This is a genomic window from Caballeronia sp. dw_276 (genome assembly GCF_018449635.1).
Taxonomy (GTDB): Bacteria; Pseudomonadota; Gammaproteobacteria; order Burkholderiales; family Burkholderiaceae; genus Caballeronia.
The window spans coordinates 172,582-194,499 of record NZ_JAAVUV010000006.1 but is presented as its reverse complement, the minus strand read 5'-3'; the positions used below and the strand labels follow the sequence as shown (position 1 = coordinate 194,499).

The following is a 21,918-nucleotide window of genomic DNA, read 5'->3' as shown; positions in this document are numbered from 1 at the left end:
TTCGTCAACGGTCGTTGAAAAGGTCGCGCCGGTAAATGCCCTCGATCACGTTGCAGACGTCGAAGACTCGCAAGCCCCAAGCGAACGGTCATTCGGAAAACCGCAAACGATGAAACCCCGGAAGCGACGAGTGCTGTCGCGCGGTTCATAAACGAACCTGTTTTGTTTCTGCTGCTGTTTTTGAGAGACTACTATAAAGCGAATACTTCGAAAACAAATATCCGCAACAATGTCCCCCATCGCGTTCCTGAAGCATTGCCAGCATGCGATTCAATCGGACGGTCTGTTTTAATAAAGCAGTTTGTAAATACATTAAATAAGACAATATCATTTACGCGTTTTCTCATAAAAATCGCCTTTAAGTGCGCTTCGTTTCAGCAGTGAAACGTTTTCGTCGATTTCCTGACTTCATTGCCGAATGCATTTCCACAGAGCTGAATTGCGCCGGGCGAATGCGGCCGATGGCACAGGTCTCGCTAATAAGGACGAATCACGGAGACCGCCATGGAAATTACCAGTAGCGCTGTCAAATGTGGAAAAAACGCCGTTCCGCACCGCTTTGCCGCCGTCGCGACGGCGTGGATTGTACTGGGAAGTTCAGGCGGCAACGTTTGCGCGCAAAGTGGTTTTAATCAGGACCGCGTGATTATTCCCGCGATTGAAACAGGCTCTGTGCCCTCAATGTCCGGAATTGAAACATCTTTGACTCCGACTAATCCGCCAGCCATTTTTAAAGAACAATTTATAGGAAAGATGGATTGGCGCGAAACCGCAGCGAGCAGCCCTATTATTCACGATCCGGCAATTGTTCGGATCGATCCGGCTCTCATTCATTTCGTCAGGGCAGCGTCGTTTATCGAACAGGACGACAGTGCGTTCGAAAAGGTCACCGTGACCGACGGATGGACGCCGGTTTTCCCCCATCCACCAACCAGCGTGACGCTGTGGGACGAGATTGCGCCGCCCGTGCCGGCCCGTGTCCCCGCCGATGCAGCCGTGCATTCAACGCCCAACGATGTGGCGGACACGGAGGCCCATACAACGCAGTAGCCGCGTCAGCATACTTTCCGGCGCGGGGATGATATTCGCGGTCTGATGACTGGCCGAACATTTTCGCTACGCCGGCCGCGACAATGCGACAACGTTTGGCGCTCGCCCAGGAGGTCGTTCGTGCACGATCCTGCCCCCGTCTCCCCCGCCGTACCCACAAGCCGCGCTCGCGGCCCGAGATTGGCAACGCGAGCAATACCGACCGTCGTGGCGGGTGTGCCCGATTTGCCGGACGCCGTTATTTCAGGGCCGCCGTTCGCGCCCGCCGTTCGCAACCTGCTCTATATCGCGCAGACGCCAAACCAGGCGCTGATTGCATACCTGAAGGGTCGTGGCTGGAAGGTGTCAGCAGGCTCGCTGGCGGCAAACGCCGGCGTGCTGAAAAGCGGCGCCCCGGTCGCCGGCATTGTCGATTTGACCGGCTTTTCCGCGCGCGAACTGACCGCGCTGGAGCCGGCGCTGCGCCAGCAGCAAATTGGCTGGATCGCGCTCACCGATACCACCCTTCTCGCCGATCCCGTCGTCTGCCACATGATCCGGCATTACTGCTTCGATTTCGTGAAAGGGCCGTTCGCGCCGGCGACCATCGGATACCTGGTCGATCACGCGTACGGCATGGTGAGCCTGGGCGATATCGATCTGACGGAAACGCCCACCGTTTTTGGCGATGAGCAAATGGTCGGTACGTGCGAAGCCATGCAGGACCTCTTTCGCACCATCCGCAAGGTTGCGAACACGAACGCCAACGTGTTCATCTCCGGCGAATCGGGCACAGGCAAGGAACTGACCGCGGTCGCGATCCATGAACGCTCGCCGCGCCGCAAAGGGCCATTCGTCGCGATCAATTGCGGGGCGATCGGCAATCACCTGATCCAGTCGGAATTGTTCGGATACGAACGGGGTGCTTTCACCGGCGCGCATCAGCGCAAGATCGGCCGAGTCGAACAGGCCGACGGCGGCACGCTTTTCCTCGACGAAATCGGCGATCTGCCGCTCGAAAACCAGGTTCATTTGCTGCGATTCCTGCAGGAAGGGCGGATCGACCGGTTGGGCGGCCACGAATCGATTCCAGTCGACGTCCGCGTGATTTCCGCGACGCATATCGACCTCGATGCAGCCCTGCGCGACGGCCGTTTTCGCACGGACCTGTTTCACCGGCTGTGCGTGCTGCGTGTGGACGAACCGCCGCTGCGCTCGCGCGGCAAGGACATCGAAATTCTCGCGCTGCACGTGCTGCATAAGTTCAAGAGCGACGGCAAACGCAAGATCCGCGGCTTCGCGCCCTCGGCGATCGAAGCCATGTACAGCTACGCCTGGACCGGCAACGTGCGCGAGATGATCAACCGCGTGCGCCGCGCGATCGTGATGGCCGAAAACAAGCTGATTACCGCCGATGACCTCGGCCTCGGCCACTGCACCGGCATGGAATCGACGACACTCGCTGCCGCCCGCGACGCCGCCGAGAAACGGGCGATCGAGCTGACATTGCTGCGGCATCGGCACCGGCTGAACGAAGCGGCAGCCGAGCTTGGCATCTCGCGGGTGACGCTGTACAGGCTGATGGTCGCGCACGGTTTGCGCGCGCCGGCGGCCGTGTGCGGGAGCGACGTCGGGTAGAATCTGCGGCTTGATTTATCTCAATGCTGGCAGAGGATCACCATCATGACGACGCTCACACTGATCGTCGCCCGCGCGCGCAACGGCGTGATCGGACGCGACAACCAATTGCCCTGGCGCCTGCCCGAAGATCTGGCCTTCTTCAAACGCACGACTATGGGCGCGCCGATCGTCATGGGTCGCAAGACGCACGAGTCCATCGGACGCGTGTTGCCGGGACGGCGGAACATTGTGGTGACGCGTGACGCCGGGCGTCGTTTCGATGGTTGCGACACCGTTCCTGGCTTGTGTGAGGCGCTGGAAGTCGCCGCGCGCGACGAGGCGAAGGAAGTGTTCCTGATCGGCGGGGCGGAGCTTTTCCGCAAAGGCTGGGAGCTCGCGCAAAAACTCGTGCTTACCGAAATCGATGCGGATTTCGAAGGCGATATTTCAATCGATGCCCCCGATCCGGCCGTCTGGAAGGAAATCTCGCGCGAGAAGCATCGGGCGGCCGCGCCAAATGACTTCGACTATTCGTTTGTGACATACGAACGGCGGCCTGGATAAATCAAAAAGCCCGGAACGGCAGATACCGTTCCGGGCTTTTCAAATACGATCCGTCAAGCGGCGCTTACTGCCCGGCGATCGTCATCTTTTCGATCAGCACTGAGCCAATCTCCTTGTTCCCACGCACGACCGTGTCGGCGCCGATTGCCTCGATGTGCCGGAACATCTCCTGCAGCGTGCTCGCCACCGTGATTTCCTCGACCGGGTACTGGATCTTGCCGTTCTCCACCCAGAATCCCGACGCACCGCGCGAATAATCGCCCGTCACGTAGTTCACGCCCTGCCCCATCAATTCGGTCAGCAGCAAGCCCGTGCCGAGCTTCTTGAGCATTGCTTCGAAGTCATCGCCCGGTTTGGTCAGCGAACTGCGCAACGAGAGGTTGTGCGAACCGCCCGCATTGCCCGTCGTCTTCATGCCGAGCTTGCGTGCCGAATACGTGGAGAGGAAATAGCCCTGCACCACGCCGTCCTCGACCACATTACGACGCTGCGTGCGCACGCCTTCCTCGTCGAACGGCGCGCTGCCCATGCCGCCCTTCACGTGCGGATCTTCGACCACCTGGACATGCGGCGCAAAAACCGGCTTGCCGAGGCTATCGACGAGAAACGTCGTTTTACGGTACAACGCCCCACCGCTCACCGCTTGCACGAACGCGCCCAGAATGCCCGCTGCGAGCGGCGCTTCGAACATCACGCGGCATTTGCGGGTGTCGAGGCTGCGCGCGCCCAGCCGCGCCAACGCACGATGCGCGGCGTACCGGCCGATGGCTTCCGGATCCGCGAGATCAGCGGCATTTCTCTTCGATGTGTACCAGTCGTCACGCTGCATGTCGCGTCCCGATCCCGCAATGGGCGCGCACGCCACGTAATGCCGCGAGAACGGATAACCGCCCATGAAACCGCGCGACGTTGCCAGGACAAATTGCGAGTGTTGCGCCGAGACGCTTGCGCCTTCCGAGTTCTGGATGCGCTTATCGACGGCGAACGCTGCATCTTCCGCGCGGCGGGCAAGATCGGCCGCTTCTTCGGCGTTGATGTCCCACGGGTGATAGAGATCGAGATCCTGCGGCGCCATTTCAAGCAGTTCCGCCTCGGCGAGTCCGGCGGCGCTGTCTTCGGCCGTGAAACGCGCAATGTTGTATGCGGCGGCCACGGTGTCTTTCAGCGCGGCGGCCGTGAAGTCCGAGGTGCTCGCATTCCCCCGCTTCTTGCCGATGAACACCGTCACGCCGACCATCTTGTCGCGATTGTGCTCGATGGTTTCAACTTCGCCGCGACGCACGCTGACCGAAAGGCCATCGCCTTCGGAGATTTCGGTGGCGGCGTCGGTTCCGCCGAGTTCTTTTGCGTGCCGCAGGATGTCGGACGCAATTTCTTTCAGCTCGTCCTGGGTGTGCGGGAAAAAGCGTTGCCTCACGTCCATGTCTGCTGCCATTTTTGTCTGCCTGTGGATGCTCGAGTTGCAGAAGGGTTCGGAACGGTCGCGCCGGATTTCCGATGGCGCAGCGCTCGCCATGACCGCTTCCGTGTGTCGCAAGATCATAGCAAGTCCAAGGGTGTTTGGTTTCGTTCGTCCATGCCGCGAGGCGCCAGCGGCCCCCTTCGAACAAGTACAATATCGCGATGAACCGTAAAACCCGCACGCAACCCATAAATCCGGCCGTTGCCACCGAACAGGATGGCAGCGAGCACGGCTACGACCGCCCGAGCAAATCGCAGCTCAAACGCGACATGCTCGCGCTGCAAGTACTGGGCGTGGCGTTGATCGATCTCCCGAAAGACGCGCTCAAACGCATGCCCATGCCGGAAAAGCTCGACGACGCCGTCCGCGATGCCCGGAAAATCACCGATCACGAAGGCAAGCGCCGCCAGGTGCAATACGTCGGCCGCGTGATGCGTTCCCTGACCGACGAGGAAACAGCGGCGCTGCGCACGGCGCTCGACACGTATCGCGGGGTGAATCGCGCTGAAACGGCCAAGCTGCACTGGATCGAACACACGCGCGAAAAACTGCTCGCCGATGACGCCGCCCTTACCGAATTCATCCGCCAGCATCCGGGCGTCGATCCGCAGGAAGGCCGCACGCTGATTCGCAACGCACGCAAGGAACGCGAGCAAAGCAAGCCGCCGCGCTATTTCCGCGAAATGTTCCAGTGGATCAAGTCGGCAGCCGGCGCCGACGAAGAAGACGACGGCATCGACGAAACGGAAGACGGCGACGATGTCGAATTCCCGCAACGAGACGACGACGATGGCTACAAAGCGTAATCATCCGGACGAATTGCTGATCGGACTGGTATCGATCAGTGATCGCGCATCGGACGGCGTGTACGAGGACAAGGGCATCCCGTCGCTGCAGGAATGGCTCGCAGGGGCGCTGAGTTCGCCGTGGCGCGCCGAAACGCGCCTGATTCACGACGATGCGGCGACCATCTCGGCCACGCTCATCCAGCTCGTCGATGAAACCGGCTGCGACCTCATCCTGACAACGGGCGGCACGGGCCCGTCGCGCCGCGACGTAACGCCTGAAGCCACACTAGCTGTCGCCACCAAGCCGATGCCTGGCTTCGGCGAGCAAATGCGCCAGATCAGCCTGAACTTCGTGCCTACGGCCATTTTGTCGCGTCAAGTCGCGGTCATTCGCGAGACAGCGGATCACGCGGCGTTGATCGTGAACTTGCCGGGCCAGCCGAAATCGATCCGCGAAACGCTTGAAGGACTCCGCGACGCCGACGGCAAGCCGAAGGTGCCGGGCATCTTCGCGGCGATTCCGTATTGCATCGACTTGATCGGCGGACCGTACATGGAAACCCGCCCGGAAGTGATCACGGCGTTCCGGCCGAAAAGCGCAATCAGGCCGCCAAAGGCCTGATCGCCTAAACGCATGAAGGCTCAAGCAGCCCCAACGTCGCCGCTTGCCGACGGAATCAGGAAATGCTCGCGGTAATACTTGAGTTCGTCGATGGACTCGTGGATATCGGCGAGCGCCGTATGCATGGCGCGCTTCTGGAAACCCTTATAGATCGCCGGCTGCCAGCGGCGGCACAATTCCTTGAGCGTGCTGACATCGAGGTTGCGGTAATGGAAGAACGTTTCAAGTTCGGGCATCCACCGGGCCATGAAACGCCGGTCCTGACAGATCGAATTGCCGCACATCGGCGATTTGCCCGGCGGCACATATTGACCGAGGAATTCGCGGATTTGCCGCGTGGCCTCGGCCTCATCTACCGTCGATGCCCGCACGCGTTCCGTCAATCCCGACCGGCCATGCGTGTTGCGGTTCCACTCGTCCATTTTGCCGAGCGCCGTTTCGTCCTGATGAATGGCGAGCACCGGCCCTTCGACGAGCTTGTCGAGCGTCGAATTCGTCACAACCACGGCAATTTCGATAATGCGGTCGTTATCGGGTTCGAGACCCGTCATTTCCATGTCGAGCCAGACGAGGTTCATGTCGCTGCGAACGAGGCCGGACGGGCTTGCGGAAGTTGAGGAGTCGAGCACGGGATCGGCCATAGGGAGGGCAACCTGGATGGGTTTGACGCCTTGAGCGGCGCTTTAAGGTTTGCAGGAAGTCGCAGGACCCGGCCGTTCGGCTAACGCTCGATAAGCCATGCGCGCGGTGACGGCCAAGAACCTATAATTCTCGCATAATTCAATCGCGCGATTTCCATTGCGCGTTATCAATCGGATCCTTGCTGATGTCCAATTTCAATCTCGCGTTCTCGGTCGTGTTTGTCGTAGCGCTGGTCGGCATGGTCGGCACAAAGTTGTGGCTCGCTTCGCGCCAGATCCGGCACGTCGCGGCGCACCGCAAAAACGTGCCGCCGCAGTTCCTGCAGACCATCCCGCTCGCCGCCCATCAGCGCGCCGCTGATTACACCGTCGAGCGCACGCGCCTGACCATGGTTGAAGTCGTTGTCAGCGCCGCGCTGCTGATCGCGTTGACGCTGCTTGGCGGCATCCAGCAGATCGATCTCGCGGTGACCGACTGGCTTGGCCGCGGTTACGTGGGACAGATGGCGCTCGTGGCTATCGTGGTGGCGATCACGAGCGTGGTCGACCTGCCGTTCGATTACATCCGGCACTTCGTGATCGAGGAGAAGTTCGGCTTCAACCGGATGACGAAAAAGCTCTTTTTCCTCGACCTGATCAAGGGCGTGGTTCTGGGCGCGGCTATTGGCTTGCCGGTGCTGTTCGTGACCTTGCGGCTGATGAACCAGGCTGGCGCGCTGTGGTGGCTGTGGGCGTGGGTGCTGCTGGTCGCGTTCCAGATGCTCGTGCTGATTCTGTACCCAACGTTCATCGCGCCGCTTTTCAACAAGTTCGAGCCGTTGAAAGACGAAGCCTTGCGCGCGCGCATTGAAAACCTGATGTCACGCACGGGCTTTGCCGCGAAAGGCCTGTTCGTGATGGACGGCAGCCGCCGTTCTGCGCACGGCAATGCGTATTTCACGGGTTTCGGCGCGGCAAAACGAATCGTTTTCTTCGATACCCTTCTCGCCCGGCTCTCCGGCAGCGAAATCGAGGCAGTGCTCGCGCACGAACTCGGCCACTTCAAACGTCGCCATGTGATCAAACGCCTGGTTGTCACGTTCGTGCTTAGCCTCGTAATGCTCGCGTTACTTGGCTGGCTTGCGCAATGCGTGTGGTTCTACGAAGGACTCGGCGTGCGGCCGTCGCTGATTGGCAACAACAATGGCCTGGCCCTCGTGCTGTTCATGCTGGCGTTGCCGGTCTTCATGTTCTTCGTGACGCCGCTTGGCAGCTTGAGTTCGCGCAAACACGAATTCGAAGCCGACGCCTTCGCGGCGAGCCAGACCGATCCGCGCGACCTCGTCAACGCGCTCGTCAAGCTCTACGAAGACAACGCGTCCACGCTCACGCCCGATCCCATCTACACCGCGTTCTACGCGTCGCATCCGCCTGCATCGCAGCGCATCGAGCGCCTGATGCAATTCGCCGCATGAGGCCGCGCGACGCAAAGAAAACGGCGAACGCGCGCATAGAAGGAAAGGTCATTGCCGCTCACGGGCGGCATTATCTCGTCGCTCCGGCCGACGGCAGCGCCATGCTGCAATGCTTCCCGCGCGGCAAACGCAGCGAGATAGCGGTGGGCGACATCGTGCAATACGAGCAGTCATCGGCGGATCAGGGCGTGATTGTCGAGATTGGCGAGCGGCGAAATCTGCTTTATCGATCCGACCAGTTCAAATCGAAGCTCTTCGCCGCCAACCTCGATCAACTGATGATCGTGCTGGGTACCGAGCCGCATTTCAGTGAGGACTTGCTCGGACGCGCGCTGATCGCAGCCGAGGCGCATGGTCTGGAACCGCTGATCGTGTTGAACAAGATCGACATGGAAGGGCCGCTCGCGGTCGCGCGCAAGCGGCTGGCGCTGTATCGGGAGCTTGGGTACACGGTCGTGGAGTTATCGGCGAAAGCGGCGCCCCAGCACGTCCACGATGAACTCGATGCCCGCCTTGCCAACCGTTCGACGCTGCTGCTTGGACAGTCGGGCATGGGCAAGTCGACGCTGGTAAATATCCTGATTCCGAACGCCGAAGTGGCGACGCGGGAAATTTCGAAGGCGTTGAACAGCGGCCGGCACACGACCACGTTCACGCGCTTGTATCCGCTGCCAGGCGGAGGATCGTTGATCGACTCGCCCGGGTTCCAGGAATTCGGATTGCATCACCTGTCCGAGGGGCAACTTGAACGCGCGTTCGCGGACTTCCGGCCGTTTCTTGGCAAATGCCGCTTCTACAACTGCCGGCATCTGCAGGAACCGGGCTGCGCGATCCTGGAGGCCATGGCCGAAGGCAAGATCCGCCCGGCGCGCCACCAGTTGTATGCGCAACTTGTGCATGAGGCCAGCCAAATTGTCCGATAGACACATGGCATGAAGAAACTGACGCGGGCTCCGAACCTGATCACGGCGCATCACTGGATAAATGTGCTGTCGACGGCGGGGATTGCGTGCGAGATGCACAACCGTTATTTGAGTGGCGCGATGGGCGAGATACCGGCGGATCAATGCGCGCCGGAAATCTGGATAGCCGACGACCGCGACGAGGCTTTAGCCACGGACATATTGGATCGTGCGAGAAACGGTCCGGCATCGAACGCAAAGGCATGGCGATGCCATCAATGCGGTGAAACTTTGGAAGCTCAATTTACGGTGTGCTGGCAATGCGGAACGGCGAGAGACCCGCTGAACGACGAATAAAACAACGCACCCGGCGAGACCATGCAGGCGGTACTACCTGATAAGCGAAGCGTGTAAAGTAACGTTAAAAGAAGAGAAGGTTCTTTTCAACGGCTGCGGACTGCCGGGGGGCATAGTAGATGCGTGCCACCAACGTGGCTGTGCGAAGACGGCAATTTAGTGGTGGTGGTGTGGAGGCGTTTTCTTTGCTTCGTTTCTTTTTCGCCGTTTGGAAAAAGAAATGAAGTGCCGCCCCGCACAGGGGCAACGCTAACAGACCAAAGCCAAAGCAAATTCACCGCGGAACAGCGCGAGCGAAAACCCTCAGGCCAACCAAACCGCAATGCTCAACATGAGCAACAAAAGCATCCACAAGATCACAGCGCGCCAAACAAGCCCAACTGCAGACTGAAGTGTCCGTGGCGTGCAATCATCGCCGACTGGCAACGGGCTTGCATCGCCAACCGCCAACGCCTCCACGCTGAGTGGTTCGGCCAAAGGCCCCGCCAGACGTGCCCCCAACGCCCCACTCCCCGCCGCAAGCAAAACACCTTCATTGGCATCGGGCCACTGCTTCGCATGATTGCGCCAAGCATAAATGGCGTCCTCAAAATTCCCCACAATGGCGAAGCCCAACGCCGTCAACCGCGCTGGCACCCAATCGATGAAAAAGAACGCCCGCTGAGCAAACGTGGAAAACGCAGGCGTGCGTTCGTCGGTCGGCTGAACCCACGAACGTGCCAAATATTCAGCGATCCGATAGAACACCGCACCCGCCGGCCCGATAGGAATCAAAAACCAGAAGAACACGCCGAACACGTGACGATGCGACGCCACCACTGCGTGAACCAGCGTATGCCGGACAATCTCGCTCACAGGCATATCGAGCGTATCGATACCGGTCCATTCGTTGAGAATCTCGCGGGCACGCGGAACGTCGTCGTTGTTCAGCGCGAGGTGGATGTCAGTGAAATAGTGGCTGAACTGCCGGAACCCGAGCGTGAAGTACACGATCACGACGTTCCATAGAAACGCCAGCGCAAAGTTGATGTGATACAGGACGTAATAGACCAGGCCGACGGCCAACGTCCATGGCAATACGACGATCAGCCACGCAAGTACGCCATGCCGCTGCTTTCCGGCGTCGAAACCGTGAGCTGCGGATTCCGCATGGTACTGAAGCAACGCCGATATAGGATTCTGCGGCGAGAGCGCGCGCAACTGCTCAATGATAAGAGCCAGTAATACAGAGAAAAAAGTCATGCGATGCGCCGAGACATTCGAGTTTTACGAATTTCTTGTAAAGATAGCACAGCGCCGATGCTGCCAGAGGGACACATCGGACGAAGCGCCATTCGAGTGCCGACACATTACGCGTCACGCGGCGAGGAAGCGATAGAAATTACGTAACATACCCGCCGTTGCACCCCAGATGAAATAGGGAGCCGCATTCTCCGCAGGTGTAAAAGGCATCGCAAAAAAACGACGTTCGCCGCCTTCCCAGCGAAACACACGCACTTGATGATTGGCCGGGTTCATGAGGAACGCGAGCGGGACTTCGAAGATATCAGCGACTTCGAGGGTATCGGCGTGAAGCTCGATCGGTGGATGCACGAGCGCGACCACCGGTGTCACGCGAAATCCAGTACCTGTCAGGTAGTCGGGCAATTCGCCCAGCACTTCTACATGTTCGGCCTCGAGCCCCACTTCCTCTTGCGCTTCACGAAGCGCGGTGGCAGCGGCATCGGCATCTTCGGGTTCCTGGCGGCCGCCCGGAAAGCTGATCTGCCCGGCATGGTTCGACAAGTGATCGGCACGCTGCGTGAGCAACACGCTCAAGCCCGCTTCACGTACAACCAGCGCAATCAACACCGATGCCACCCGCGGATCGCCCCCAAGCGCCTTGATCTTGTCGTCGCGCGCGTCCGGCGTCCAGTCGAGCGTCTGCGCGAACCTTGCACGCATGCCGTCGGGCGTCAGAACTTCGTCACGCACGCGCGGCAAGTCTGCGCTGGTCGATTCGATCGGCAGGATTTCGGGCTCGAGAATGCGGGGAGTCGACGGCTTGGGGGCAGACACGTGTAACTTGGCTTCTTGGGTAGTTTGATTCAGGCGCCGCAAACGAAGGCGCAAAACATGATTTGACCACACCAAAGAAAAAAGCACCCGCGAGGGTGCTTTTTCCGGTGCAGCGTTCAGCGCAAAAATTACGCCTTTGCAGCAGCACGGTCTTTCGACACGAGCTTTTCCTTGATCCGCGCCGACTTGCCCGAACGTTCGCGCAGGTAGTACAGCTTTGCACGACGCACGTCACCACGACGCTTCACGACAATGCTCGCGAGCAGCGGCGAGTAGGTCTGGAACGTACGCTCGACGCCTTCGCCCGACGAAATCTTGCGGACGATGAAATTCGAGTTCAAACCACGGTTGCGCTTCGAGATCACAACGCCTTCGTAAGCCTGGACACGCTTGCGCGTACCTTCAACCACGTTGACGCTGACGATCACCGTATCGCCGGGGGCGAATTCGGGGATCGACTTCTCGCCGAGTGCGCGCGCGATTTCTTCTTTTTCGAGTTGCTCAATCAGATTCATTACTGACTCCTGGAGCCATCTTGCCGGAGTTGTTTGCCATGTTGGTGGCCCCGGTAGAGGATGGGTTCACATCTGGCGCCGGCTTGATTCAAGCGTGGCGCCGCCCTTTTGTCCCGCCTCGAAACATAGCCGATAAGCCTACTGCGCCTTCAACCCTTCCTTGGCGAGACTCGCAAGCCATACCTCGTCGGCACGGCTCAACATTTTATTCCTGCGAGCACGATCGATGAGATCGGGCCGCTTTTCCTGCGTATTCTTAAGCGATTCACGCCGCCGCCACGCTTCGATTTCCTTGTGATGGCCGCCAAGCAGCACATCGGGAACCCGCACACCGCCGTATTCTTCCGGGCGCGTGTAGTGCGGGCAATCGAGCAGCACATCCACAAAACTATCCTGGACCGCCGACTGCGAGTCGTTCAGCACGCCGGGCAACTGGCGCACGACCGCGTCCATGAGTGCCATGGCCGGCAATTCACCGCCGGACAAAACGAAGTCACCAAGACTGATTTCTTCGTCCACCACACGATCGATCAAACGCTGGTCGATCGCTTCATACCGGCCGCACAACACAATCAGCCCAGGCTCCTGAACGATTTGCATGACTCGCTCATGGTCCAGCGTCTTGCCTTGCGGCGACATCATCACCACACGCGTACCGCTGATGCCTTGCTCTGCCTGCGCCGCTTTCGCAGCCGAGATCGCGTCTTCCAGAGGGCGCGCCAGCATGACCATGCCTGGGCCGCCGCCATAAGGACGATCGTCGATGGTCCGGTAATTGTCCGTGGTGAAATCGCGAGGATTCCACGTGCGCAAACCAAACCGTTCCTGCTTCACTGCCCGGCTGGTAATGCCCCAGTCGGTCAGCGCGCGAAACATCTCGGGAAAGAGCGTCACGACGTCAAACTGCATCGCCCTCTCCTTGTGATCGATGATGCCGATGAATCAATAGTCGACATCCCAGTCGACGACAATCTTGCGCGCCGCCTGATCGACCGACTTGACGTACACGCCGACAAACGGAATGAGCCGCTCGCCGATTGTGGGCGAGCCGTCCTTGCCGGTAGTCGGAAATTCCACGCGCATGATGGAATGCGCGCCGTTGTCGATCATGCCCGCAATCTGGCCCAAGGCCACGTTCGCTTCATTCACGACATCCAGGCCGATCAGATCGACCCAGTAGAATTCATCTTCGCCAGTGAGCTTCGGAAAGTCGCTGCGCAACACGTGAATGCTGTGACCGCGCAATGCATAGGCAGTATCGCGGTCGTCGCAGCCGGCAAAATGCGCGACTACCGTGTCGCTATGCACCTTCGACTGCAGGCAACGAACCGACTTGCGCTCGTTTCCCTTGACCAGCCACCAGCGCTTTGCCGCGAGCATTGCGTCGCCGCCATGACCCGCATGCGCGTGCGGCGCAATCTTGACCCAGCCCTTCAGGCCGTATGCATCAACAATGGCGCCGACTTCGATAGCGTCGTCGGGCAAAGCTTCAACGGCCTCGATTGATCCCGAGTCGTCTAAAGCGTCGATAGCCACGCGGCGCGTTGCCGGCTTGCGGACAAATGCGCCAAACGTGGCATCGTTCTGCTCAGGCTTTTCGCCACGTGCGGCTTTCAAACCTGAGTCTGAAGCAGAATCACGCGTCGACATGAGCCAATCTCCCGCGAACATCGGCAGCGAAAATCGACCGGATCACTAGTACCCGACCGATTGACTGCAGCAACCGCACTTAAGCAGCCGGCTGAGCTTGTTGCGATTGCTTGACCAGACGTGCAACCGTCGGCGACAGTTGCGCGCCGTTGTCTTGCCAGTACGTCAGGCGGTCTTGAGCGATGCGCAGTGCTTCGCCTTTGGTCGCAACGGGGTTGTAGAAACCCACGCGTTCGATGAAGCGGCCATCACGGCGGCTACGCGAATCGGTTGCGACGATGTTGTAAAACGGGCGCTTCTTGGAGCCGCCACGAGCCAAGCGGATGATAACCATGCTGAAATCCTTGAAAACCGGGGTTCGGAACTACCAAAACACGCGATTATAGCGGCAAAGCGATGCCTTAACAAACACTTGCATCGATTAATCAAGATGAGAAGGGCCACTTTGCACGGCGTCCGGCCAGCGGCCAACAATCGTAAAGCACCGTGTGCCGGGCTTTTCGAGACTTCCGGGTCTGTCTCATTGAGCCGGATGGAATTTCGAGTAGCGAAAATTTATCCACGCGCGCTTAAACGGTCGGATGTGCATTTGCCATATCTTCGCGCCCCGCTACAAACGGCGACTGCCCGCCTAGACCAACGGCCGAAGCGTAGAATGCCGTTTCACGCCAACGTCCGCGTCGACCCGTCATTAACGCTTTTCATTCAGCTTCCCGATGAACAACCCGTCGTCCACCGTTACGCACCCTTCAAATCCGGCGCCGCACGGGCGTTTTCGGTCGAAAACGCTGACTGCCGCGCTTGCCTTCTTCTTCGGCAGCATTGGCGCGCATCGCTTCTATCTGTATGGTTTGCGCGACAAATTCGGCTGGGCGCACATTGTGGGGCTTCTGCTCGGCATCGTAGGTTACATGTTGCTCGCCGCGACCGAACGCGCGTCAGTCCTCGGTTGGATGCTCGTCGTGCCGGGCGCCGCTTCGCTGCTGGCGGCGTTTTTATCGGCGATCGTGTACGGGCTGCGGCCCGATGAAAAATGGGACGCCCAGTTCAATCCGCAAACGGGACAACACAGCGACTCGGGTTGGACCGTGATCTTCGTCGTGATTTTTTCCCTGCTGTTTGGCGCGTTCATGTTGATGGCAGGTCTCGCACTCACCTTCCAGACCTACTTCGAAGGTCAGGTTCAGGCGGCCAAAGAGTTGTCGCAGTAATGTACCCGGGAGGGGTTCTGCGCCAGGCCCTTCAAAACAGCTTCATCTGCGGGCTTTCCACTGCAGACCGCTTCGGCGCCTTCCCCTCGCGCCGAAACGCCGACATATCCAGAATGCCGCGATGCCGCTGGTTGAGCCCAAACCGTCGCGCCGCATGATGAAAGCGCTGCTTGAGCATGTCAGCCCATAGACCCTCGCCTTTCATCCGCTTTGAAAAATCCGAGTCGTAATCCTTGCCGCCGCGCATATCGCGCACACGTCCCATCACACGGTCGGCCCGATCGGGAAAATGCGCCGCGAGCCAATCCTTGAACAACGGCGCGACTTCCCACGGCAGCCTCAAGACAATATAGCTCGCGCTCGTGGCACCGGCTTCTGCGCATGCTTCGAGCACGCGCTCCATGTCGGGTTCGGTGACAAACGGGATCATGGGAGCGACGCTGACACCAACTGGAATGCCTGCGTCGACTAAGGTACGAATGGTGCGCAGTCGCCTGGCCGGCGTCGCGGCGCGCGGTTCGAGCGTCCGGGCGATTTCGGCGTCGAGCGTGGTGATAGTCACCGCGACCATCACCTGACCTTTGTGCGCCATTGGCGCCAGCAAGTCGATATCCCGCTCGATCAGCGATGACTTCGTGATCGCGGCAAACGGATGTCCGCGCTCGCTGAGGATTTCCGTTACGCGCCTCGTGATTCGCAGGTTCCGCTCGACAGGCTGGTACGCGTCCGTGTTGACCCCGAGCGCGATGGGCTCCGGCTGGTACGACGGTTTGTCCAGTTCGCGCTCGAGCAACTCTCCGGCGTTGACCTTCGCATAGATGCGGCTCTCGAAATCGAGTCCGGGCGACAAACCTAGATAACTGTGCGTGGGACGGGCGAAGCAATAGATGCAACCGTGCTCACACCCCCGGTAAGGATTCAGCGATACCCCGAACGGAATATCGGGTGACGAGTTGCGCGTGAGAATGCTCTTGGCGTGTTCCTCGAACACCTGGGTGCGCAGCGCTGGCACTCCTTCTTCTTCGCCATCCTGATCTGTGTGCGTCCAGCCGTCGTCGACACGTTCGCGCTCGTCCTTCTCATATCGGCCCTGAATGTTCTTGACCGCGCCTCTGCCTTTGAGTGGCGCGGGCGGAGCAACGGGATATTCGGAGTCAGGCAAGGCCATGATCGACGCACGATAGAAAATACTGTACAAATATACAGTAAATCTCTCCGTTCGCAAGCGGATTCACCCCTCTACGGCAATGGCCAGGCTCTCCTTGATCTCCTCCATGACCACGTAGCTTTTCGACTGCACCGCGCCGGGAAGTTGCAGCAGGATATCGCCGAGAAGTTTCCGGTAATCGGCCATTTCACCAATGCGTGCCTTGATCAGATAGTCGAAATCACCGGAAACCAGGTGGCATTCCAGAACCTCGGGAATGCGCTGCACTTCGCGTCGAAACTGTTCGAACATGTTGCCGCTCTTGTGATCGAGCGTGATTTCGACGAACACCAATAACGAAGCACCGAGCTGATGCGGGTTCACGCGCGCGTAGTAGCCGGAAATCACTTCGTCGCGCTCCATGCGCTTGACGCGCTCGATGCACGGCGTCACCGACAGCCCGACCTGCTCCGCAAGCTCCTTCATGGCGATACGGCCATCCTGTTGAAGGATCCGGAGAATCCGGCGATCGATCTTGTCCAGCTCCCGCACCGAATTTCGCTGAGTTCTCATTCGATTCCACTGAAAAGTAGATAAATACAATAACAAAAACTACCGCACTCTCAATACTATAGTCGATACCACTACACAACCCGCTACTCAAGAAGCATGACCGGCGGAATGTCACTTTGCACGGAGCAAGACATGCAAGTCGTAATTTTGGGAAGCGGTGTTGTCGGCGTAACCAGCGCGTATTACCTGGCCCGTGCGGGACATGACGTTACGGTCATCGATCGCGAAGCCGGACCAGCGCTCGAGACAAGCTTCGCAAACGCGGGGCAGATCTCGCCGGGGTACGCGTCGCCGTGGGCGGCTCCCGGTGTGCCGCTCAAAGCAGTGAAATGGATGTTCGAAAAACACGCGCCGCTTGCCATCCGTCTGGACGGAACATCGTTTCAATTGAAATGGATGTGGCAGATGCTGCAGAACTGCACGCAAGACCGTTATTCGGTCAACAAGGGCCGCATGGTTCGCTTGGCAGAGTACAGCCGCGATTGTCTGCAGGCGCTGCGCGCGGACACGGGCATTCAATATGAAGGCCGTACCGGAGGCACGCTGCAACTGTTCCGCACCCAGCAGCAACTCGACGGCGCCGCGAAAGATATCGCCGTTTTGCGCGATGCGAACGTGCCCTTCGAACTGCTCATGCCCGCCGATCTGCACAAGGCCGAGCCAGCTCTTGCAGCGGTATCGCAGAAGCTGACGGGTGGTTTGCGTCTGCCCAACGATGAAACCGGCGATTGCCAGAAATTCACCACGCGTCTGGCCGCCATGGCCGAAGCGCTCGGCGTGAAATTTCGCTACAACACGCCGATTGATGCGCTCACGGTCAGCGGCGGTCGCATCGCCGGCGTGCAGTGTGGCGGCGAGCTGATTCGCGGCGATTCGTACGTGGTCGCACTGGGTTCGTATTCCACGAAACTGCTTGGCGATCTCGTCAAAATTCCGGTTTATCCGCTGAAGGGCTATTCGCTGACGGCGCCCGTCGTGAATGAAGGCGCGGCGCCCGTTTCGACCGTGCTCGACGAAACCTACAAGATCGCGATCACCCGTTTCGATGACCGGATTCGTGTTGGCGGAATGGCGGAGATCGTCGGCTTCGATAAATCCCTGCGCCAGGCGCGCCGCGAAACGCTCGAAATGTGCGTGAACGACCTGTTCCCCGGCGGTGGCGATACGGCGAAGGCATCGTTCTGGACGGGTCTGCGTCCCATGACGCCGGACGGCACGCCAATCGTCGGCCGCACGCCAATATCGAATCTCTACCTGAACACCGGGCACGGCACGCTTGGCTGGACCATGTCATGCGGTTCCGGCCAGTTGCTGGCGGACCTGATGTCGGGCAAGCAGCCGGCCATCCAGTCGGACGATTTGTCGGTGCACCGGTATTTGGGCGAAGCGCGCGCGAGCGGCAGGCCGGCATACGCACGGGCATAAGCTAGAACGCGGCTACGACGAAAAAGGCTGTCCCCGCAAAGGGACAGCCTTTTCATTTGCACCAGACCCAGCGAATCAGAACTGCGCTTCGGTCATCGCGAGATATCCTTCTTGCCCGTTGCCGCTGACAATCGATGCCTCGATGCCCGGCGCCTGCGACAAGACATGCTCGGCGAAGAACTGCGCGGTGGCGATCTTCGCGCCATAAAACGCTTCGTCTTCAGCGTGCTTTTCCGATGCCACCAGCAGCGCCCGCGCCATCTGCCATCCGCCAAGCACAATTCCCGCGAGCTTCAGATAAGGCACGCTGCCGGCAAACACCGCGTTCGGGTCGCTTTTCACCTTCGCGACCATGAACTCGATTACCCGCGCCAACGCAAGACTTCCGGCGCTCAAATGACGATGCATCGACGTGAACGCCTGTCCGTCGCGATCGGCCAATAGCGCGATGGTCTGATCCATCTGCGCCAGGATTGCCAGCGCTGTCGCACCGCCGTCGCGCACAGTCTTCCGCCCGATCAGATCATTGGCCTGGATCGCAGTCGTGCCTTCGTAGATGGAAAGAATGCGTGCATCGCGATAATGCTGCGCCGCGCCCGTTTCCTCGATGAACCCCATGCCCCCATGAACCTGCACGCCGAGGCTCGTGACATCGATGGAAAGCTCCGTGCTCCACCCTTTCACGATCGGCACGAGAAACTCGTAGATAGCCTGATGATTTGCGCGCTCGGTTTCATCGGGATGATGATGCGCGAGGTCGCAATGCGCCGCCGCCACGTAGGCGAGCGCGCGCGAAGCCTCGGTCAGCGAGCGCATGGTCAGAAGCATGCGCCGTACGTCCGGGTGATGAATGATCGATACCGGCTGCTTGGCCGAGCCATCGACGGGCCGGCTTTGCACGCGATCCTTCGCGAACGCGACCGCTTTTTGATAAGCCCGCTCTGAAACCGCCACGCCCTGCAGCCCGACCGCGAAGCGGGCCGCGTTCATCATGATGAACATGTATTCGAGCCCGCGATTTTCCTCGCCGATCAACTCGCCTGCCGCGCCGCCGTGATCGCCGAATTGCAGCACGGCGGTCGGGCTCGCCTTGATCCCGAGCTTGTGTTCAATCGATACGCAATGCACGTCGTTGCGTTCGCCGAGCGCGCCGGATTTATCGGTGAGGAACTTGGGAACGATGAACAGCGAGATGCCCTTCACGCCATCGGGCGCACCGGGCGTGCGCGCCAGCACAAGATGCGCGATGTTCTTTGCCATGTCGTGCTCGCCGTACGTGATGAAGATCTTCGTGCCGAAGAGCTTGAACGTACCGTCGCCTTGCGGCACGGCGCGTGTTCGCACGAGCGCGAGATCGGAGCCGGCTTGCGGCTCGGTGAGGTTCATCGTGCCGGTCCACTCGCCTGAAATCAGCTTCGGCACGTAAAGCTGCTTTTGTTCGTCGGTGCCGGCGGTGAGCAACGCTTCGATGGCGCCATCGGTCAGCAGCGGACACAACGCAAACGAGAGATTCGCCGCATTCAACATTTCGATACACGGCGTGGCGATGAGTTTCGGCAGGCCCTGTCCATCGTATTCGACAGGATGCAGCACGCCTTGCCAGCCGCCTTCGCCAAATCGTTTGAACGCTTCCTTGAAACCCGGCGTGGTGATCACTTCGCCGTCTTTCCACGCGCTCGGATTCTTGTCGCCTTCAACGTTCAGCGGTGCGACCACTTCGCCGTTGAATCGCGCGGCTTCTTCGAGCACGGCGCGCGCGGTGTCGAGGTTCGCGTCCTCGAAACCCGGCAACGCCGCGATGCCTTCAATGTCCGCAAGTTCTTTCATCACGAACAACATGTCCTTGACGGGCGCGTGATAGCTCATGTCTTGTCTCCCCCACTAGATGTGAAAAGGGGCGCACATGCGTCGCCCCTTTTTTGCAGCGCTACTTCATCAACCGATCATCCCAGCTCTTTCACCAGCTCCGGCACGACGGTGAACAAATCGCCCACGAGGCCGTAGTCCGCCACGCCAAAGATCGGCGCTTCGGCGTCCTTGTTGATCGCGACGATGACCTTGCTGTCCTTCATCCCGGCCAGATGCTGAATGGCGCCCGAAATGCCAACCGCCACATACAAATTAGGCGCCACGATCTTGCCCGTTTGCCCGACCTGATAATCGTTCGGCACGAACCCGGCATCGACCGCTGCACGCGATGCACCCAGCGCCGCGCCCAGTTTATCGGCGAGTGGTTCGAGCACTTTCGTGTAGTTCTCGCCGTTACCGAGCCCTCGTCCACCCGACACGATGATCTGCGCCGACGTCAGTTCCGGACGGTCCAGCTTAGTCACTTCGCGGCTCACGAACTTCGAGATGCCGGCGTCCGCGGCGGCTTCGATCTTCTCGACCGATGCGCTGCCGCCTTCCGCCGCGACCGGATCGAAACCCGTCGAACGCACCGTGATTACCTTGATGGCATCACTCGATTGAACGGTTGCGATCGCGTTGCCCGCGTAGATCGGACGCTCGAAGGTATCGGCGCTGTCGACGGCGGTGATATCGCTGATCTGCGCCACGTCCAGATGCGCTGCAATCCGCGGCGCGACGTTCTTGCCGTAAGCGGTTGCCGGCGCCAGGATATGCGAATAATTCTTCGCGATCTGCAACACGGTTCCTTCGATATTCTCGGCGAGTCCATCGGCGAGTTGCGGTGCATCGGCCAACAAAACCTTCGCTACACCCGCGATCTTCGCGGCGGCATCGGCTGCGGCTTGCGCGTTCGAACCCGCGACCAGCACGTGAACGTCGCCGCCAATCTTCGATGCAGCCGCAATCGTGTTCAGCGTTGCCGGCTTGATGGATGCGTTGTCGTGTTCTGCAATTACAAGAATGGTCACTTTCTCAACTCCCTCACAGAACCTTGGCTTCGGTCTTCAGCTTCTCGACCAGCGTCTTCACGTCCGGCACCTTCACGCCCGCGGAGCGCTGCGGCGGCTCGGCGACTTTGAGCGTCTTCAGACGCGGTGTGACATCCACGCCGAGGTCGGCCGGCTTGATGGTTTCCATCGGCTTTTTCTTCGCCTTCATGATGTTCGGCAGCGTGACGTAACGCGGCTCGTTCAGGCGCAAGTCGGTGGTGATCACGGCGGGCAAAGTCAGCGAGAGGGTTTCTGAGCCACCATCGATCTCGCGCGCGACCGAGACTTTTCCGTCGGCCACCGTCACCTTCGATGCAAACGTCGCCTGCGGCAAACCAGCCAATGCGGCAAGCATCTGACCGGTTTGATTGGAGTCGTCGTCGATGGCCTGCTTGCCGAGGATGATCAGTTGCGGCTGTTCTTTATCGACCAGTGCCTTGAGGATCTTCGCGACCGCCAGCGGCTGCAATTCCTCAGTCGATTCAACCAGAATCGCCCGATCTGCGCCGATGGCCATGGCCGTGCGCAACGTCTCCTGACATTGCGTCACGCCACACGACACGGCAATCACCTCGGTCGCCACGCCCGCTTCGCGCAGACGCACGGCTTCTTCGACGGCGATTTCGTCGAACGGGTTCATTGACATCTTTACGTTCGCGATATCGACTGCACTGCCATCCGGCTTTACCCGGACTTTCACGTTGTAGTCGACCACGCGTTTGACTGGTACCAAGATTTTCATGCACACGCTCCTGAGTTACGAATACGTCACCAATCCCATTATAACGAGTGACTCAAGTCATCGAACGCTAACGGCGGATCGGTGACAACCGGCCGCTGGAGAATTCGTCAAGCCAGGCCAATCAGTCAAAGCTTACTCTTTACAGAACGATCGTACTATTTTACGCGCGATCCGTTGTACAAGACAATCGGGGAATTGCTCTAAAAGCCTTTCGCGCGGCGCAGACGCTATCATCGGCGCCATCTTGATATTGCGAAT

General features: G+C 59.5%; 23 protein-coding genes. 10 read left to right on the top strand and 13 right to left on the bottom strand.

All coding sequences use genetic code 11. The features are described from left to right. Positions 1 to 504: 504 nt before the first annotated feature. The 3 genes from HB633_RS14585 (at position 505) to HB633_RS14575 (ending at position 3,213) form a co-directional block, all read left to right on the top strand. Positions 505 to 1,050: a hypothetical protein gene (locus HB633_RS14585; protein ID WP_213778786.1), complete on the top strand. Its 546-nt coding sequence runs from the start codon at positions 505 to 507 to the stop codon at positions 1,048 to 1,050. 216 nt (positions 1,051 to 1,266) lie between these two features. Further along, the gene (locus HB633_RS14580) at positions 1,267 to 2,667 is read left to right on the top strand and encodes a sigma-54 dependent transcriptional regulator (protein WP_346730320.1); all 1,401 of its coding nucleotides are present in this window, start codon (positions 1,267 to 1,269) and stop codon (positions 2,665 to 2,667) included. Positions 2,668 to 2,712: 45 nt separating this feature from the next. Further along, positions 2,713 to 3,213: a dihydrofolate reductase gene (locus HB633_RS14575; RefSeq protein WP_213778784.1), complete on the top strand. Its 501-nt coding sequence runs from the start codon at positions 2,713 to 2,715 to the stop codon at positions 3,211 to 3,213. A gap of 64 nt (positions 3,214 to 3,277) precedes the next feature. Here the strand turns inward: HB633_RS14575 and pmbA are convergent, their stop codons facing one another. After that, positions 3,278 to 4,648 (bottom strand): metalloprotease PmbA, encoded by a 1,371-nt coding sequence (gene pmbA / locus HB633_RS14570; RefSeq protein ID WP_213779078.1) that lies wholly within the window; start codon positions 4,646 to 4,648, stop codon positions 3,278 to 3,280. Positions 4,649 to 4,836: 188 nt separating this feature from the next. On the opposite strand from pmbA, the gene yjgA reads away from it, so the two are divergent. Both yjgA and mog read left to right on the top strand, forming a co-directional pair. Continuing rightward, positions 4,837 to 5,481, top strand: a complete 645-nt coding sequence (gene yjgA / locus HB633_RS14565; RefSeq protein ID WP_213778783.1) for a ribosome biogenesis factor YjgA — start codon at positions 4,837 to 4,839, stop codon at positions 5,479 to 5,481. Next, positions 5,465 to 6,085, top strand: a complete 621-nt coding sequence (mog, locus tag HB633_RS14560; RefSeq protein ID WP_213778782.1) for a molybdopterin adenylyltransferase — start codon at positions 5,465 to 5,467, stop codon at positions 6,083 to 6,085. Before yjgA ends, mog begins: the two co-directional genes overlap by 17 nt. A gap of 20 nt (positions 6,086 to 6,105) precedes the next feature. On the opposite strand, the gene orn is transcribed toward mog, so the two are convergent. Continuing rightward, the gene (gene orn / locus HB633_RS14555) at positions 6,106 to 6,726 is read right to left on the bottom strand and encodes an oligoribonuclease (protein ID WP_213778781.1); all 621 of its coding nucleotides are present in this window, start codon (positions 6,724 to 6,726) and stop codon (positions 6,106 to 6,108) included. 185 nt (positions 6,727 to 6,911) lie between these two features. On the opposite strand from orn, the gene HB633_RS14550 reads away from it, so the two are divergent. From HB633_RS14550 to HB633_RS14540, 3 genes are read left to right on the top strand one after another with little or no spacing between them, the layout of a single operon-like run. Continuing rightward, the gene (locus tag HB633_RS14550) at positions 6,912 to 8,180 is read left to right on the top strand and encodes a M48 family metallopeptidase (protein WP_213778780.1); all 1,269 of its coding nucleotides are present in this window, start codon (positions 6,912 to 6,914) and stop codon (positions 8,178 to 8,180) included. Next, complete coding sequence (gene rsgA, locus HB633_RS14545) at positions 8,177 to 9,103, top strand: ribosome small subunit-dependent GTPase A (protein WP_213778779.1); 927 nt, start codon at positions 8,177 to 8,179, stop codon at positions 9,101 to 9,103. The genes HB633_RS14550 and rsgA overlap by 4 nt, the downstream gene beginning before the upstream one ends. A 9-nt stretch (positions 9,104 to 9,112) precedes the next feature. Then, the gene (locus HB633_RS14540; protein ID WP_213778778.1) at positions 9,113 to 9,439 is read left to right on the top strand and encodes a DUF2007 domain-containing protein; all 327 of its coding nucleotides are present in this window, start codon (positions 9,113 to 9,115) and stop codon (positions 9,437 to 9,439) included. A 303-nt stretch (positions 9,440 to 9,742) separates the two neighbouring features. Here the strand turns inward: HB633_RS14540 and HB633_RS14535 are convergent, their stop codons facing one another. The 6 genes from HB633_RS14535 to rpsP form a co-directional block, all read right to left on the bottom strand. Next, a complete protein-coding gene (locus HB633_RS14535) occupies positions 9,743 to 10,681 on the bottom strand; it encodes a CobD/CbiB family protein (RefSeq protein WP_213778777.1) in 939 nt (312 codons plus the stop codon). Positions 10,682 to 10,795: 114 nt separating this feature from the next. Then, positions 10,796 to 11,497, bottom strand: a complete 702-nt coding sequence (locus HB633_RS14530; protein WP_346730315.1) for a CoA pyrophosphatase — start codon at positions 11,495 to 11,497, stop codon at positions 10,796 to 10,798. A gap of 128 nt (positions 11,498 to 11,625) precedes the next feature. Further along, positions 11,626 to 12,012, bottom strand: coding sequence for a 50S ribosomal protein L19 (gene rplS / locus HB633_RS14525; protein ID WP_056354506.1), 387 nt, complete (start codon positions 12,010 to 12,012; stop codon positions 11,626 to 11,628). A gap of 138 nt (positions 12,013 to 12,150) precedes the next feature. After that, on the bottom strand, positions 12,151 to 12,921 hold the full coding sequence (trmD, locus tag HB633_RS14520) for a tRNA (guanosine(37)-N1)-methyltransferase TrmD (protein ID WP_213778776.1): 771 nt from the start codon (positions 12,919 to 12,921) through the stop codon (positions 12,151 to 12,153). Between the two features lie 33 nt (positions 12,922 to 12,954). Then, on the bottom strand, positions 12,955 to 13,662 hold the full coding sequence (gene rimM / locus HB633_RS14515) for a ribosome maturation factor RimM (protein ID WP_213778775.1): 708 nt from the start codon (positions 13,660 to 13,662) through the stop codon (positions 12,955 to 12,957). Between the two features lie 79 nt (positions 13,663 to 13,741). Further along, positions 13,742 to 13,996 (bottom strand): 30S ribosomal protein S16, encoded by a 255-nt coding sequence (gene rpsP / locus HB633_RS14510; protein WP_047844837.1) that lies wholly within the window; start codon positions 13,994 to 13,996, stop codon positions 13,742 to 13,744. A gap of 382 nt (positions 13,997 to 14,378) precedes the next feature. On the opposite strand from rpsP, the gene HB633_RS14505 reads away from it, so the two are divergent. Beyond that, the gene (locus tag HB633_RS14505; protein ID WP_213778774.1) at positions 14,379 to 14,873 is read left to right on the top strand and encodes an NINE protein; all 495 of its coding nucleotides are present in this window, start codon (positions 14,379 to 14,381) and stop codon (positions 14,871 to 14,873) included. A 31-nt stretch (positions 14,874 to 14,904) separates the two neighbouring features. On the opposite strand, the gene HB633_RS14500 is transcribed toward HB633_RS14505, so the two are convergent. Next, positions 14,905 to 16,041, bottom strand: coding sequence for a PA0069 family radical SAM protein (locus HB633_RS14500; protein ID WP_213778773.1), 1,137 nt, complete (start codon positions 16,039 to 16,041; stop codon positions 14,905 to 14,907). A gap of 63 nt (positions 16,042 to 16,104) precedes the next feature. Continuing rightward, positions 16,105 to 16,593 carry an Lrp/AsnC ligand binding domain-containing protein gene (locus HB633_RS14495; protein WP_213778772.1) on the bottom strand — a complete coding sequence of 163 codons (489 nt, stop codon included), beginning with the start codon at positions 16,591 to 16,593 and terminating at the stop codon, positions 16,105 to 16,107. Between the two features lie 132 nt (positions 16,594 to 16,725). Here HB633_RS14495 and HB633_RS14490 point away from each other — a divergent pair, with 132 nt between their 5' ends. Next, a complete protein-coding gene (locus HB633_RS14490; protein ID WP_213778771.1) occupies positions 16,726 to 18,018 on the top strand; it encodes a D-amino acid dehydrogenase in 1,293 nt (430 codons plus the stop codon). Positions 18,019 to 18,093: 75 nt separating this feature from the next. Here HB633_RS14490 and HB633_RS14485 read toward each other — a convergent pair whose 3' ends face one another. The 3 genes from HB633_RS14485 to HB633_RS14475 all read right to left on the bottom strand — a co-directional run bounded on the left by HB633_RS14485 (position 18,094) and on the right by HB633_RS14475 (position 21,660). Beyond that, positions 18,094 to 19,884, bottom strand: coding sequence for an acyl-CoA dehydrogenase (locus tag HB633_RS14485; protein ID WP_213778770.1), 1,791 nt, complete (start codon positions 19,882 to 19,884; stop codon positions 18,094 to 18,096). A 77-nt stretch (positions 19,885 to 19,961) separates the two neighbouring features. After that, the gene (locus HB633_RS14480; RefSeq protein ID WP_213778769.1) at positions 19,962 to 20,897 is read right to left on the bottom strand and encodes an FAD-binding protein; all 936 of its coding nucleotides are present in this window, start codon (positions 20,895 to 20,897) and stop codon (positions 19,962 to 19,964) included. A gap of 13 nt (positions 20,898 to 20,910) precedes the next feature. Beyond that, positions 20,911 to 21,660 carry an electron transfer flavoprotein subunit beta/FixA family protein gene (locus HB633_RS14475; RefSeq protein ID WP_213778768.1) on the bottom strand — a complete coding sequence of 250 codons (750 nt, stop codon included), beginning with the start codon at positions 21,658 to 21,660 and terminating at the stop codon, positions 20,911 to 20,913. Positions 21,661 to 21,918: the final 258 nt, after the last annotated feature.

What these genes read in the sequence shown, in the direction of transcription:
- HB633_RS14485 (WP_213778770.1), bottom strand. Translation starts at nt 19,884, where the DNA reads ATGAGCTATCACGCGCCCGTCAAGGACATGTTGTTCGTGATGAAAGAA.
- pmbA (WP_213779078.1), bottom strand. Translation starts at nt 4,648, where the DNA reads ATGGCAGCAGACATGGACGTGAGGCAACGCTTTTTCCCGCACACCCAG.
- HB633_RS14490 (WP_213778771.1), top strand. Translation starts at nt 16,726, where the DNA reads ATGCAAGTCGTAATTTTGGGAAGCGGTGTTGTCGGCGTAACCAGCGCG.
- HB633_RS14585 (WP_213778786.1), top strand. Translation starts at nt 505, where the DNA reads ATGGAAATTACCAGTAGCGCTGTCAAATGTGGAAAAAACGCCGTTCCG.
- rimM (WP_213778775.1), bottom strand. Translation starts at nt 13,662, where the DNA reads ATGTCGACGCGTGATTCTGCTTCAGACTCAGGTTTGAAAGCCGCACGT.
- rsgA (WP_213778779.1), top strand. Translation starts at nt 8,177, where the DNA reads ATGAGGCCGCGCGACGCAAAGAAAACGGCGAACGCGCGCATAGAAGGA.
- HB633_RS14550 (WP_213778780.1), top strand. Translation starts at nt 6,912, where the DNA reads ATGTCCAATTTCAATCTCGCGTTCTCGGTCGTGTTTGTCGTAGCGCTG.
- HB633_RS14540 (WP_213778778.1), top strand. Translation starts at nt 9,113, where the DNA reads ATGAAGAAACTGACGCGGGCTCCGAACCTGATCACGGCGCATCACTGG.
- trmD (WP_213778776.1), bottom strand. Translation starts at nt 12,921, where the DNA reads ATGCAGTTTGACGTCGTGACGCTCTTTCCCGAGATGTTTCGCGCGCTG.
- orn (WP_213778781.1), bottom strand. Translation starts at nt 6,726, where the DNA reads ATGGCCGATCCCGTGCTCGACTCCTCAACTTCCGCAAGCCCGTCCGGC.
- rplS (WP_056354506.1), bottom strand. Translation starts at nt 12,012, where the DNA reads ATGAATCTGATTGAGCAACTCGAAAAAGAAGAAATCGCGCGCGCACTC.
- HB633_RS14500 (WP_213778773.1), bottom strand. Translation starts at nt 16,041, where the DNA reads ATGGCCTTGCCTGACTCCGAATATCCCGTTGCTCCGCCCGCGCCACTC.
- rpsP (WP_047844837.1), bottom strand. Translation starts at nt 13,996, where the DNA reads ATGGTTATCATCCGCTTGGCTCGTGGCGGCTCCAAGAAGCGCCCGTTT.
- mog (WP_213778782.1), top strand. Translation starts at nt 5,465, where the DNA reads ATGGCTACAAAGCGTAATCATCCGGACGAATTGCTGATCGGACTGGTA.
- HB633_RS14495 (WP_213778772.1), bottom strand. Translation starts at nt 16,593, where the DNA reads ATGAGAACTCAGCGAAATTCGGTGCGGGAGCTGGACAAGATCGATCGC.
- HB633_RS14575 (WP_213778784.1), top strand. Translation starts at nt 2,713, where the DNA reads ATGACGACGCTCACACTGATCGTCGCCCGCGCGCGCAACGGCGTGATC.
- yjgA (WP_213778783.1), top strand. Translation starts at nt 4,837, where the DNA reads ATGAACCGTAAAACCCGCACGCAACCCATAAATCCGGCCGTTGCCACC.
- HB633_RS14535 (WP_213778777.1), bottom strand. Translation starts at nt 10,681, where the DNA reads ATGACTTTTTTCTCTGTATTACTGGCTCTTATCATTGAGCAGTTGCGC.
- HB633_RS14505 (WP_213778774.1), top strand. Translation starts at nt 14,379, where the DNA reads ATGAACAACCCGTCGTCCACCGTTACGCACCCTTCAAATCCGGCGCCG.
- HB633_RS14475 (WP_213778768.1), bottom strand. Translation starts at nt 21,660, where the DNA reads ATGAAAATCTTGGTACCAGTCAAACGCGTGGTCGACTACAACGTGAAA.